This window comes from Gaetbulibacter sp. M235, assembly GCF_043876835.1.
Taxonomy (GTDB): domain Bacteria; phylum Bacteroidota; class Bacteroidia; order Flavobacteriales; family Flavobacteriaceae; genus Yeosuana.
The window spans coordinates 232,110-245,995 of record NZ_JBAWJZ010000002.1 but is presented as its reverse complement, the minus strand read 5'-3'; the positions used below and the strand labels follow the sequence as shown (position 1 = coordinate 245,995).

The window sequence follows — 13,886 nt, the reverse complement described above, 5'->3', positions numbered from 1 at the left end:
TTGTAATAGTAAATTAAAGAGCCGTAAAATTAAGTAAAACACAACAAATATCATATTTTTAAAATATGACATATATCATATTTCGTTTTTTGTATATTTAAAACCTTTGCAAAAGGTATATAAAGAGCAAATAATTTTATGGAACATCACACATGTTTCCACTGTGGTTTAGACACTAAAGATTCTGAAATAATATTTGATGGAAAATCATTTTGTTGTAACGGGTGCAAAACTGTATACGAAATTTTTTCTGTCAATGATTTAACCTGCTATTACGATTTACAACAGGCTCCTGGTACTACTCCTAAAGAAATTGAAGGCAAATATAACTTCTTAGAGAACCATAAAATTATTGATAAGTTACTGGAGTTTAATGATGGCAAAACACAAATAATTACTTTATACATTCCACATATTCATTGTAGCTCTTGCATTTGGATTTTAGAAAATTTAAATAAGCTGCATCCATCAATTAGCTCTTCTATTGTAAACTTTGGAAAAAAGAATGTTAGAATAACCTATAATTCTGAAACTCTTTCATTAAAAGATTTAGTCATTTTATTAAACAGTATAGGCTACGAACCCTACATAAGTTTAGATGATTATAGCACCAGTAAAAAAAATATTGATCGTTCTTTAATATACAAATTAGGCTTTGCAGGTTTTGCATTTGGAAATGTTATGTTTTTATCATTTCCTGAATATTTTGAAGTCAATGAATTTTGGTTAGAACAATACAAGCCTCTGTTTAGATGGCTAATGTTTGCTTATTCAATTCCTGTGGTTTTCTATTCTGCTCAAGAATATTTTATTTCAGCATATAAAGGATTGCGGTCAAAATTCTTAAATATAGACGTGCCTATTGCACTAGGTGTTTTAGTTTTATTTATAAGAAGTACTATTGAAATTATTTTTGATTACGGTTCTGGTTTTTTTGACAGTCTTACAGGACTGATTTTCTTTTTATTGTTAGGAAAATTTTTTCAGCAGAAAACATATTCGTTTTTATCTTTTGAACGCGATTATAAATCATATTTCCCCATAGGAATTACAAAAATATTGGCCGATGGAAAAGAAGAATCCATTCAAGTTTATGATATTGAAAAAGGAGACCGATTATTAATAAGAAACGAAGAACTAATACCTGTTGACTGCATTTTAATAAAAGGAAGCGCTAGAATAGATTACAGCTTTGTAACTGGAGAATCAAAAACGGTTTCAAAAAACTCTGGAGACAAACTATTTGCTGGCGGTAAACAACTCGATGGAAGTATTGAAGTTGATGTGCTAAAATCTGTCGAGCAGAGTTACTTAACACAACTTTGGAGTAACGATGTTTTTAAAGTAGATAAAGAAGAAGCATTTAAGTCAATCACCAATAAGATTAGTAAACATTTCACCATAGCCATTTTATCAATAGCACTTATATCAACTGCTTATTGGCTTTTTATAGATTCCACTAAAGCTTTAAATGTGTTTACAGCTATTTTAATTATTGCTTGTCCTTGCGCATTGGCCCTTTCTGCACCTTTTACATTTGGTAATGTTTTACGCATTTTAGGAACCAAAAAGTTTTATTTAAAAAACGCTAGCGTTATTGAACAGTTAGCCAAAATTGACACCATTATTTTTGACAAAACTGGTACCATAACAGCCAATAAAGACACCACTATAAATTATGAAGGCGAAGAACTTTCATTACAAGAAGAATCTCTTTTAAGAAGCACTTTAAGAGGGTCTAATCATCCATTAAGCAGAGCTTTATATCAGTTATTAAATGATAATGACATTGTTTCTTTAGATACGTATCAAGAATATTTAGGCGAAGGAATTGAAGGTCAATATAAAGAAGCCAAAATAAAAATTGGTTCTGCACCTTTTGTAGGTTTTGCTTTAGAAACTGCAACATTAAACACTAGTGTGCATATAAGTACAAATAATACTTACAAAGGAAAATTCACTTTTTACAATGCTTACAGAAAAGGGTTATCTCAACTTTTCAACAAACTAAAAAAACACTATGATTTAGTAATTCTTTCTGGTGATAATGAAGGTGAAAAAGAAAACTTAAAAAAATTACTGCCCTCAAAAACAAAACTACTTTTTAACCAAAAACCAGAAGATAAGCTAGAATATATTAAATACCATCAAAGTGAAGGAGCAAATATTTTAATGATTGGTGATGGATTAAATGATGCTGGTGCTTTAGCACAAAGCAATGTTGGTATTGTAATCTCTGAAAATGTAAACGTTTTTTCTCCTGCATGCGATGCTATTCTAGATGCTTCAAAATTCAACCAGTTGTATCAGTATATAAAACTTTCAAAAGCATCTTTAAAAATTATTAAATGGAGTTTTTTATTGTCATTTTTATATAATATAATTGGGTTGTATTTTGCAATTTCGGGGCAATTATCTCCTGTATTTGCAGCGATATTAATGCCTCTAAGTTCAATTAGCGTGGTTGGTTTTACAACCCTTACTACTAATTTGGCAGGAAGAAAACTAAAATAAAAACATGATATATATCATTTTATTAGATAAACCTTGAAAGTATTTTTAACACTTTAATTAAAAAAACATGAGCGTCATTTATGTAATGCTAGCTGCAAGCGTTATTATAGCTGTTATTTTTTTTGTTGCCTTTATTATTGCTGTAAAAAGCGGGCAATACGATGATAGCTATACGCCTTCTGTACGTATGCTATTTGAAGACGAACTTGTCAAAGAAAAATCTGAAAAATCAACTAATTCTATTCTAACCAAAAAAGATTAATTATTAAAACTATGGAAGTACAACAATTTCATTACGATAATAAAATCGTTAAAAATTTCATCTATGCCACTATGGTTTGGGGTGTTGTAGGTATGTCTGTTGGGCTACTTTTAGCCTTTTTATTTTTATTTCCTAATTTAACCGATGGTATATCATGGTTAAGTTTTGGTCGTTTAAGACCATTACACACTAATGCCGTTATTTTTGCTTTTGTAGGAAATGCCATTTTTGCAGGGGTTTATTATTCATCACAACGCTTATTAAAAGCTAGAATGTTCAGTGATGTATTAAGTAAAATTAATTTCTGGGGATGGCAACTTATTATTGTTGGTGCTGCTTTAACCCTACCGTTTGGTTTTACCAGTTCAAAAGAATATGCTGAATTAGAATGGCCCTTTGATATTGCCATTGCTGTGATTTGGGTAGTTTTTGGCTGGAACCTTATTGGAACCATTTTAAAAAGAAGACAACGTCACTTATATGTGGCTATTTGGTTTTACATTGCAACTTTCGTAACTGTTGCCGTACTTCATATTTTCAATAGTTTAGAATTACCTGTTAGTGCATTAAAAAGTTATTCTGTCTATGCTGGTGTTCAAGATGCTTTAGTACAATGGTGGTATGGCCACAATGCTGTAGCATTCTTCTTAACAACTCCTTTCTTAGGATTAATGTATTATTTTGTTCCTAAAGCAGCAAACAGACCTATCTATTCTTACAGATTATCTATAGTTCACTTTTGGTCATTAATATTCATTTATATTTGGGCAGGTCCACACCACTTATTATACACAGCTTTACCAGAATGGGCACAAAGTTTAGGTACTACATTTTCTATTATGCTATTAATGCCTTCATGGGGAGGTATGATAAACGGTTTATTAACATTACGAGGAGCGTGGGATAAAGTAAGAACTGAACCTGTTTTAAAATTTTTAGTAGTAGCTATTACTGGTTATGGAATGGCAACTTTTGAAGGGCCTACATTATCATTAAAAAACGTTAATGCCATAGCTCATTTTACTGATTGGATTATTGCTCACGTACACGTTGGAGCGTTAGCTTGGAATGGTTTCTTAACTTTTGGTATGATTTACTGGTTAGTACCAAGGCTTTTTAAAACAAAATTATTCTCTACTGGTCTAGCAAATCTTCATTTTTGGGTTGGTACTTTAGGTATCATTATGTATGCCTTACCAATGTACGTTGCTGGATTTACTCAAGCTAGTATGTGGAAACAATTTAATCCTGATGGTACTTTAGTGTATGGTAACTTCTTGGAAACAGTTACAGAAATTATGCCTATGTATTGGATGCGTGCAATTGGTGGTACTTTATATATCACTGGTATGCTTATTTTAGTTTACAACATCATTGCAACTATTAAATCTGGAAGCACCGTAACTGATGAACTAGCAGAAGCTCCTGCTCTAGAACGCGTTTCAAAACATAGATTAGCTGGTGAAGGATGGCATTCTTGGTTAGAACGTAAACCAGTAAAATTAACTATTTATGCAACCATAGCAATTCTTATTGGAGGTATGGTACAAATTATCCCAACCATTTTAGTAAAATCTAATATCCCAACAATAGCAAGTGTAAAACCTTATACACCATTAGAGCTTGAAGGGCGTGATATTTATATACGTGAAGGTTGTGTGGGTTGTCACTCTCAAATGATTAGACCATTTAGAAGTGAGGTTGAAAGATATGGTGAATATTCAAAAGCTGGAGAATATGTGTACGACCATCCTTTCCTTTGGGGAAGTAAACGTACTGGACCAGACTTACACAGAATTGGAGGGAAATATTCAGACAATTGGCATCTTAACCATATGTACGACCCAAGAAGCACCTCAAGTGGTTCAATAATGCCTAACTATAAATGGCTTGTCAAAAACGAACTTGACAAATCTCAAACTGAGGCAAAAATGAAAGTAATGGTTACACTTGGTGTTCCTTATACCGAAGAAGACATTGCCAATGCACAACAACTAATGCTTGATCAAGGTACCCAAATTGAACAAAACCTTTACAATGATCCAGATTTTGTTGCTAGTTATGAAGCCGACAAAAATAATGCTGCAGAAAGTGGAACTCCTTTTGTAGAAATGAAGAATCGTGAAATAGTTGCTTTAATAGCTTATTTACAACGATTGGGAACTGATATTAAAGTAAAAGATGATCAAAATAATTAATGCAATAAAAAAGTCATGTTGAAATTTGTCAAAAATTATATGGAAACAATTTCTGGAGTTGAAATTTATCCAATTATATCTTTACTTATCTTTTTTACATTCTTTGTAATTCTATTCTGGTGGGTATTTACTGCTAAAAAAGAATACATCAATGTAGTGAGCAATCTTCCTTTAGAAAACAATAACCAAAACGATATTTTGTTATGAGAAATCTTTTTCCATCTTACGTCAGAGTCCCATTAGTGTTTTTTATAATCTTTGGGCTTGTAGAATATTTTGTTGATTCTGGTGATCAACCAGCATTTGTAAAATTCCCTATAGTACTTTTATTTTTACTTCTAGTGTTATTAATTCTTATTGCTATCGAAGCTATTATTGGTGCATTAGAAAACGTCATGTTTCAAAGTTTAACTGAAGAAGGAAAAGAACGCTTTTTAGCTTCAAAAAATAAAGTTCCACAATTCAACTGGATTAAAAATGTTTACAAAAAATTAGCAGGAACAAAACCAATTGAAGAAGAAAGTGAGCTTATTTTAGACCATAATTATGATGGAATAAAAGAACTTGACAACTCATTACCTCCTTGGTGGTTATATTCTTTTTATGCTTCTATAGTGTTTGCTGTAGTTTATTTAGTAAACGTTCACGTACTTGGAAACAACAGTCAGTTTGATGAATATGCTCAAGAGTATAAAGAAGCAGAAATTAGTATTGCAGAATACAAGAAAAACGCAAAAGATTTAGTAGATATTAATACAGTAACTTTGTTAACAGACCCAGCAGATTTAAATAGTGGTAAAGAAATTTTTATGCAAAATTGCGTACCTTGTCATATGGCCGATGGTGGTGGTGGTATTGGGCCGAACTTAACAGACGACCATTGGATTTTGGGTGGTGGCATTAAAAATGTATTTAACACTATTACTGAAGGTGGACGTGATGGAAAAGGGATGATTTCGTGGAAACAAAATTTTAAACCATCAGAAATTGCTCAAGTAGCCAGTTATGTTTTATCTTTACAAGGTACAACACCAGCTAATCCTAAAGAACCACAAGGAGATATTTGGGTAGATGAAAATGTTGCCCCAGCAGAAACTACTGAAGCTACTACTGTATCAGATTCACTATCTATATCACCTAATTAAAATTTAAAATAAATTAAGAAGCAATAATATAACATGTTTATATTATTGCTTCATCATCTTGTTATTCCAAAAAAAATGGAAACTTCAGATAATGAAAAATTCAGAGATTCTATAGGTACAATAACTGAAGAAGGCAAACGCGCATGGGTATTTCCTAAAAAACCAGTTGGCAGTCTTTATGAATCTAGAAAGCTAGTAAGCTATTTATTATTGGCCATTTTGGTTTTTTCACCATTTATAAAAATTAACGGAAATCAGTTTCTGCTCTTCAATATTTTAGAACGTCGATTTAATATTTTCGGTTTTCCGTTTTGGCCACAAGATTTTCATTTGTTTGTAATTTCCATGATTATTGGGGTCATCTTTATAACCCTTTTCACGGTAGCTTTTGGACGAATTTTTTGTGGATGGATTTGTCCTCAAACTATTTTTATGGAAATGGTTTTCAGACGCATAGAATTTTGGATAGATGGTGATAGAAACAAACAAATAAAACTTGACAAACAACCTTGGAATGCTGAAAAAATTAGAAAACGTCTTTTAAAATGGTTTGTTTTTTTAGTGATTTCATTTTTAATTGCCAATGTGTTCCTAGCTTACTTAATTGGGAGCGATAAAGTAATTCAATATGTAGTAGAAGGTCCAGCTAAACATCTATCGACTCTTTTTCCATTAGGTATTTTTACTGCAGTTTTCTATTTTGTATTTGCTTGGTTTAGGGAACAAGTTTGTATTATTGCTTGTCCTTACGGAAGATTACAAGGTGTTTTATTAGATAACAAATCTATAGTAGTCGCTTATGACCATAAACGTGGTGAATCTGAAAATGGCAGAAAAAAATGGCGCAATGGTGAAGACAGAAATGCGTTAGGATATGGTGATTGTATAGATTGCACCCAATGTGTTCATGTTTGCCCAACAGGAATAGATATTAGAAATGGTACGCAATTAGAATGTGTAAACTGTACCGCTTGTATTGATGAATGTGACTCTATCATGGAAAAAGTTGGTCTTGAAAAAGGACTTATTAGATATGCAAGTGAAGCTGAAATAGAAACCAAAGAACCTTTTAAAGTAACTGCCAGAATGAAAGGTTACATTGCTGTTCTTATTATTCTAATTGGAGTTTTAACAGGAATGCTGTTTTTAAGAAATGATGTAGAAGCAAGAATTTTAAGATTGCCTGGACAATTATTTGAGCATAAAGAAAACAATATAATCAGCAATGTATTTACTTATAAACTAATAAATAAAACTACCAAAGAGATTGACGACGTAGTTTTTAAACTTAGAAAATATAAAGGCACAATTAAACTGGTTTCTACTAAAGACAACTTTACTGTTCCGGCTCAAGGCCTTGCAGAAGGAACCTTATTTATTGAAATTAATAAAAGTGATTTAACAGGTGATAAAAATAAATTAATGATTGAAGTTTACAGCCATGACAAACTGATAGAAACAACAACCGTTAACTTTTTAGGACCTAGAAGTTACAACTAAAATAAAAATATTATGAAATTTAATTGGGGAACAGGAATCGTTTTAGCTTTTATAGGCTTTATTTCCTTCATTATGTATTTTGTTATTTCAATGAATTTTAATAAAAAATACGATCATGATTTGGTAACTGAAGACTATTATAAAATGGAGCTTAGTTATCAAGATGATATTAATAAGCAAAACAATGCCAATTCACTTGAAGAAAATGTTTCCTATACTAAAACAAGCGAAGGTTTGCTTATTAAGTTTCCTCAAAATTTTGACCCAAAAAAGATTACAGGTAAAGTGTCCCTATATAGACCGTCTAACAAACACCTAGATTTTGAAACTCCAATTTCATTGTCTGAAACTTATTTGCTCGTACCTGACAAACGTTTATTAGATGGTCGATGGGACATTTCTATCGATTGGCAATATGATGGAAAATCATATTTATATAAAAAATCTTTAGTGTATTAAACATGTTTATTTCGGCATTAATTTTTGGTTTTTTAGGAAGTTTCCACTGCGTAGGAATGTGTGGCCCTATTGCTTTTATGCTTCCTGTTGACCGAAATAATGTTTATAAAAAAATAACCCAAATATTACTGTACCATGTTGGACGCCTTTTAAGTTATAGTATCATTGGACTTGTATTTGGTATTATTGGAAAAGGGCTTTACTTGTTTGGTTTTCAACAACAACTATCAATAATCATTGGTGTATTGATGATTGTTGTTGTACTTATTCCTTACAAAACTTTCAATAAATACAATTTTTCGAAACCCATTTACAAAATAATCTCAAAAGTAAAATCGTCATTAGGAACTGCATTAAAGAAAAAAACTAATGATACCTTTTTAACCATTGGTTTTTTAAATGGATTCTTACCTTGTGGATTAGTTTATATGGCTGTATTTGGTGCCATCGCAAGTGGAAATGCTTTACAAGGGAGTATATATATGCTATTTTTTGGGTTGGGAACTATCCCATTAATGACATCGGCTATTTATTTTAGTAATTTTTTAAAAGGAGCCATGCGTCAAAAAATCCAAAAAGCAATTCCTGTGTTAGTTATAGTAATTGGTGCACTTTTTATTCTACGTGGTCTTGGTTTAGGGATTCCTTACTTATCTCCTGCCCCTATTATTGAAAAGGTTTCAAGCACATTCAATTGCAATTGAGTTATATCATTTTTAATTTCATTGAACTTTATTTTATTAATAAACAGGGTTAATTGCCTTAAAAATATTACCTTTATTTAGCAGAATTATTTAGCTTTATCACTTCATAAATCTTAAATAATTCTTGAATTACTAAAATAAAAACATTTTTATAAATTAATTAAACATGAAAAGAAAAGCAGAAGCCTTTTGGACAGGTACTGGAAAAGACGGTAAAGGACATTTAACAACCCAAAGCAAAGTTTTAAGCGAAACCCAATATTCCTTCTCATCAAGGTTTGAAAATGGTATAGGAACAAACCCAGAAGAGTTAGTTGCCGCCGCTCATGCTGGCTGTTTTACTATGAAATTAGCTTTTAACTTACAAGCAAAAAATTATACCGCTGATTCATTAAAAACAACATGCCAAATAACTCTTGAAGAAGGTTCTATAACCAATTCACATTTAGTTTTAGATGCTAAAGTTAAAGGCATTTCTAATGAAGAATTTGAGGAATTAGTAAAAGACGCGGAGGCCAACTGCCCAATTTCAAAATTATTGGACACCGAAATTACTGTTGATTTTACTTTAAACAGCTAATCATTGAAAATAAAAAAGGAACAACTTTAATAGTTGTTCCTTTAAAATTAGTTTAGTTTGTAATTAAAATTAAACTGTCATTGAGAACAGTTGTACGTCTGGTGTTTTTCGTTGCAATAGTAAATCAAAAGCCATACAAATATTTCTAACAAAAGGTTGTCCTTTAGGTAGTATTTTAATTGACTTTGATTGAATTTCTAAAAGCTCATCACTTTCCATTTCCTTTAGCTTCATTAACACTTCTGGTATTTCAGGAAAATTCATGGATTCAGATTCCCACGAGGTTTCAAAACCACACATTAAATTAAGAATGTGCCTTCTTATTACTAAATCTTCTTCATTTAAAATATGACCTCTATAAACTGGCAACTCATTTTTTTCCAACAAATCATAGTATTCTTCTAAAACCTTAACATTCTGTCCAAATCCGTACCAGCTATCGCCAATTGAAGAAACTCCCAAACCAATCATGGTCTGTGTTTTTGAAGCGGTGTAACCCATAAAATTTCTGTGCAAATTTTTATTTTGCATAGACTTATATAACGTGTCTGATGGTATTGCAAAATGATCCATTCCAATTTCATGATAACCAACTTCGGTAAGTAATTGCTTTCCTAGTTCGTATTGTTGGCGTTTCAATTCTGCTTTTGGTAGATCTGAATCTTTAAATCCACGTTGACCATTTCCTTTAATCCATGGCACATGTGCATAACTATAAAATGCTAACCTATCGGGAGCTAACTCCTTTGTTTTTAAAATAGTTTGTTCAATATGCTCTAATGTTTGAAATGGCAATCCAAAAATAATATCATGCCCTACAGATAAATAACCAATCTCTCTGGCCATTTCAGTAGCACGTTTTACATTTTCAAATGGTTGAATTCTATGAATCGCTTTTTGAACGGTGATATTATAATCTTGAACACCAAAACTTACACGGTTAAATCCTACATCGTGTAACGCTTGTAAATGTTCTCTGGTAGTGTTATTAGGGTGTCCTTCAAAACTAAATTCATGTCCCTCAGCAAGTATGGCATCCTCAAAAATTCCCTGAATTAGTCGTTTTAAATTATTAGGACTAAAAAATGTTGGTGTACCACCACCAAGATGTAATTCTTTAATTATTGGTTTTTCATCAAACATTTTTAAATACAAATGCCATTCTTTTAAAACTGCATCAATGTATGGCGACTCCACATCATGTTGCTTGGTTATGCGTTTGTTACAACCACAAAACGTACACAAACTTTCACAAAATGGCATGTGTATATATAAACTAATGCCTTCTTTTGAATTACTTTCATTAAAGGATGTAATTAAAGACGACTTGTATTTTTCCACAGAAAATGTATCATCATTCCAATAGGGAACTGTTGGATAACTTGTATATCGCGGTCCGGCGATATTATATTTATTAACTAAAGAATTGTTCATACCTGCAAACTTATGCCAAAATTAATTTAATATAAAATTTAATAACATGATATTGGTCATGAAGATATTTGCAGAAGCTTTAAATTTATATTAACTTCCATAAAAATTTAATTTTAGAAAAAATCATGAAAAAAACATTCGTTTTCACTTTAGCATTAATAATGGTCTTATCCATTTCTTGTAAAAATGAAAAAAAAGAAACAGAAAAACAAGTTGAAGAAACTTTTGTAGAAAAGGAAGCACCAGCTTCAAATGTTGAAGTCATTAAATTTGCCCTTGAACCAAAAAGCGACAGTAATGTATCTGGAACCGTTACATTTACACAAGAAAATGGCATCGTTACAATGGTAGCAGAAATGGAAGGATTAACTGAAGGCACTCACGCCATTCACATTCACGAAAAAGCAGATTGCTCTTCACCTGATGGAAAATCTACTGGCGGACACTGGAATCCAACTGCACAACCACATGGAAAATGGGGCGCTGAAGAAGGATATCACAAAGGAGATATTGGTAATTTCACTGCAGAGGCAAGTGGAAAAGGTTCTATCACCTTTACTACAGATGAATGGTGCATTGGTTGTGGTGATGAAACCAAAGACATTCTTGGAAAAGCAGTTATTGTTCATGCCGGAACAGATGATTACACAACCCAACCGACAGGTGATGCTGGTGGAAGAGTAAGTTGTGCCGGAATTATTGAGTAAGAATAACAACTAAATATTTTGAAAGCTACTTTAATAAGTAGCTTTTTTTATTTTTAAAGTTATCTTTACACCTATAATTATTGTGCTATGAATCCATCAGCTAACGGCTGGATAAAAAAACTTTTAAAAGAAATATCGGGTAATAATGATTATTTGATGTTGTCTGATATTGACTTTTACAATGCATTAAAGTCAAGTGGATTCATATATGGAAGCAACATTTCGGTAGTTCATAATTGTATAAAAAATGAAGAATTCACAGAAGAGGAACTTTCTAAAATAAATTTAATATTAGCTTTCTATTACATTCATTACAACTATAATAAAACTGAAGACTTCATTAATAATATTATAAGCTTTTATAATACTATTGATAATTATAAATCGTCTTTTTTTGAAGGGCTTTTAGGAGAGAAAAAATCGGCTGGATTACTGGAAACCATGATAAATAAGCGTGTTCATTTAGATGACAACCTTATTACCAAAAACTTTAATTACTTTATTACAAATGTGCTTTTGTTTATTGATGTTATAGCCTATCATGAATTCATTAAATCCAAAACTATTTCAGATTTATATTTAAAAGACTTGGAAGCTAGAATTGAGACTATTGTGTTAAAGGTACTTGACACCAAAAAGAATAAAACAAAATATGACGAGAGTTTAATTAAATTATTTGAAGCTTCATTAAGATATCAAAACGACCAAATTCTTACCTATAATGAAGTAATTGAAAGAACCCATTCAGAGTTAGAAAAATATCACCTAATTGATATGGCTTGTATGGCTTTTTGGAGTGATAAAATTATCGATCTTGATGAGCAAAAAAAACTTATCACGTTAGGTAATGATTTGATGGTAAATAAAGAAATCATCTCAAAATCTATTGATGATATTCAAGTTTTTTATAAATTAAACAAAGAAAAAGTTGCTTTACTAAGCTCAAAAAACATCATTCAGAGTTTTTACAACAACTCTAGTAAAATGGTTAGTAAACTTATTAAAAGGAACAGCAAACGCCTTTTAAACGAGCTACGAGAAAGTAAAGAACTTATGGTATTGCTTACAAAATCTACCAAAAGACCATTAACTGATGACGAGCAAAAAAAAGTTCAAGAGCAATTGCTTGACATTATGAAATCCATTCCAAGTTTAGCAATTTTTATGCTACCTGGCGGTGCCATTTTACTGCCATTATTTGTAAAATTTATTCCTAAACTATTGCCATCGGCCTTTGATGAAAACAGGATAAAAGAATAAAAACCCATAAGAAAAAGGTATTTAAACACATTTTTCGTTTAGATTTACCAAAACTAAACAGCTAATACTCATTTCATGAAATCATTTACAATTCAAGAAATCAACACCATTTTAAATGGTGAATTGATTGGTAATACCTTGCAGCTTATTGATGGTCCAGAACAACTTGGAAAAGCAAAAATTAACCATATAACTTTTATAGGAAGCTCAAAATATATAAAACTTTGGGCAGAATCAAAAGCAAGTGTTGCCATAGTAAATGATAATTTAACTATAGAACCTGGTGATAATCGCGCTTTAATAAAAGTTAAAAATGCTGATTTAGCCATGGCAAAAATTTTAGACTTATTCAATCCACCAACACCAGTTTTTGAAATCAATATCCATCCAACAGCTGTAATTCATGAGTCTGCAATTATTGGTGTCGATTGCAAAATTGGAGCTAATTGTTATATAGGAAAAGATGTAGTGTTAGGCAAAAATGTTGTTTTATATCCAAATGTTTGTGTATTTGACGAAACCATTATTGGCGACCATACGGTTGTTTGGTCTGGAACTGTAATACGTGAACGTTGCATTATTGGCAGCCACTGCATATTTCACACTAACGTAAGTATAGGTGCAGATGGTTTTGGTTACAGACCAAGTGATGACGGGAAAGGTTTGGTTAAAATTCCTCAAATAGGAAATGTAATTATTGGTCATTATGTTGAAATAGGTGCAAACTCATGTGTTGACAGAGCTAAATTTAGTTCTACCATAATTGGTGATGGTTGCAAAATTGACAATTTAGTACAAATTGCACATAATAGTGAAATGGGACGCTGTTGCATTATGGCAGGACATAGTGGGCTTGCAGGTTCTGTAACCTTGGGTGACGGTGTTATTATTGGCGGTAGTGCTTCTATTAAAGATCATACTACCATTCATTCTGGTGCAACAGTAGGAGCAGGTTCTGGTGTAATAGCCGATGTTGAAGCTGGAAAAACAGTGTTGGGTTACCCAGCTCAAGATGCAAGAGACATGCTTAAACAATGGGTAGCAGTAAGACGATTTATGAAAAACCAATAATATGATTTACAATTCCTGTAGGCTTTAAAAAAGGTCTAATAATCAAAAAGGA

At 31.7% G+C, this 13,886-nt stretch carries 13 protein-coding genes; 12 read left to right on the top strand and 1 reads right to left on the bottom strand.

The window, feature by feature from the left end; translation table 11 throughout:
• Positions 1-138 precede the first annotated feature (138 nt).
• The 9 genes from V8G69_RS03810 to V8G69_RS03770 all read left to right on the top strand — a co-directional run bounded on the left by V8G69_RS03810 (position 139) and on the right by V8G69_RS03770 (position 9,362).
• Positions 139-2,514, top strand: coding sequence for a heavy metal translocating P-type ATPase (locus tag V8G69_RS03810; protein WP_394880481.1), 2,376 nt, complete (start codon positions 139-141; stop codon positions 2,512-2,514).
• Between the two features lie 67 nt (positions 2,515-2,581).
• Positions 2,582-2,776 (top strand): cbb3-type cytochrome oxidase assembly protein CcoS, encoded by a 195-nt coding sequence (ccoS, locus tag V8G69_RS03805; protein WP_394880480.1) that lies wholly within the window; start codon positions 2,582-2,584, stop codon positions 2,774-2,776.
• Positions 2,777-2,787: 11 nt separating this feature from the next.
• The gene (ccoN, locus tag V8G69_RS03800; RefSeq protein ID WP_394880479.1) at positions 2,788-4,974 is read left to right on the top strand and encodes a cytochrome-c oxidase, cbb3-type subunit I; all 2,187 of its coding nucleotides are present in this window, start codon (positions 2,788-2,790) and stop codon (positions 4,972-4,974) included.
• Between the two features lie 15 nt (positions 4,975-4,989).
• Complete coding sequence (locus tag V8G69_RS03795) at positions 4,990-5,181, top strand: CcoQ/FixQ family Cbb3-type cytochrome c oxidase assembly chaperone (RefSeq protein WP_394880478.1); 192 nt, start codon at positions 4,990-4,992, stop codon at positions 5,179-5,181.
• On the top strand, positions 5,178-6,119 hold the full coding sequence (locus tag V8G69_RS03790) for a cbb3-type cytochrome c oxidase N-terminal domain-containing protein (RefSeq protein WP_394880477.1): 942 nt from the start codon (positions 5,178-5,180) through the stop codon (positions 6,117-6,119). The genes V8G69_RS03795 and V8G69_RS03790 overlap by 4 nt, the downstream gene beginning before the upstream one ends.
• 75 nt (positions 6,120-6,194) lie before the next feature.
• A complete protein-coding gene (ccoG, locus tag V8G69_RS03785) occupies positions 6,195-7,619 on the top strand; it encodes a cytochrome c oxidase accessory protein CcoG (RefSeq protein WP_394880777.1) in 1,425 nt (474 codons plus the stop codon).
• Positions 7,620-7,631: 12 nt separating this feature from the next.
• Positions 7,632-8,078: a FixH family protein gene (locus V8G69_RS03780; protein ID WP_394880476.1), complete on the top strand. Its 447-nt coding sequence runs from the start codon at positions 7,632-7,634 to the stop codon at positions 8,076-8,078.
• A 2-nt stretch (positions 8,079-8,080) separates the two neighbouring features.
• Positions 8,081-8,782 (top strand): sulfite exporter TauE/SafE family protein, encoded by a 702-nt coding sequence (locus tag V8G69_RS03775; RefSeq protein ID WP_394880475.1) that lies wholly within the window; start codon positions 8,081-8,083, stop codon positions 8,780-8,782.
• Between the two features lie 166 nt (positions 8,783-8,948).
• Positions 8,949-9,362, top strand: coding sequence for an OsmC family protein (locus tag V8G69_RS03770; RefSeq protein ID WP_394880474.1), 414 nt, complete (start codon positions 8,949-8,951; stop codon positions 9,360-9,362).
• 69 nt (positions 9,363-9,431) lie between these two features.
• Here the strand turns inward: V8G69_RS03770 and hemN are convergent, their stop codons facing one another.
• Positions 9,432-10,796, bottom strand: a complete 1,365-nt coding sequence (gene hemN, locus V8G69_RS03765) for an oxygen-independent coproporphyrinogen III oxidase (RefSeq protein ID WP_394880473.1) — start codon at positions 10,794-10,796, stop codon at positions 9,432-9,434.
• A 125-nt stretch (positions 10,797-10,921) separates the two neighbouring features.
• Between hemN and V8G69_RS03760 the strand changes: the two genes are divergently transcribed.
• The 3 genes from V8G69_RS03760 to lpxD all read left to right on the top strand — a co-directional run bounded on the left by V8G69_RS03760 (position 10,922) and on the right by lpxD (position 13,834).
• Positions 10,922-11,503, top strand: a complete 582-nt coding sequence (locus V8G69_RS03760) for a superoxide dismutase family protein (RefSeq protein ID WP_394880472.1) — start codon at positions 10,922-10,924, stop codon at positions 11,501-11,503.
• 87 nt (positions 11,504-11,590) lie between these two features.
• Positions 11,591-12,763 (top strand): LETM1-related biofilm-associated protein, encoded by a 1,173-nt coding sequence (locus V8G69_RS03755; protein ID WP_394880471.1) that lies wholly within the window; start codon positions 11,591-11,593, stop codon positions 12,761-12,763.
• A 75-nt stretch (positions 12,764-12,838) separates the two neighbouring features.
• A complete protein-coding gene (gene lpxD / locus V8G69_RS03750) occupies positions 12,839-13,834 on the top strand; it encodes a UDP-3-O-(3-hydroxymyristoyl)glucosamine N-acyltransferase (protein ID WP_394880470.1) in 996 nt (331 codons plus the stop codon).
• The last annotated feature ends 52 nt before the right edge of the window (positions 13,835-13,886 follow it).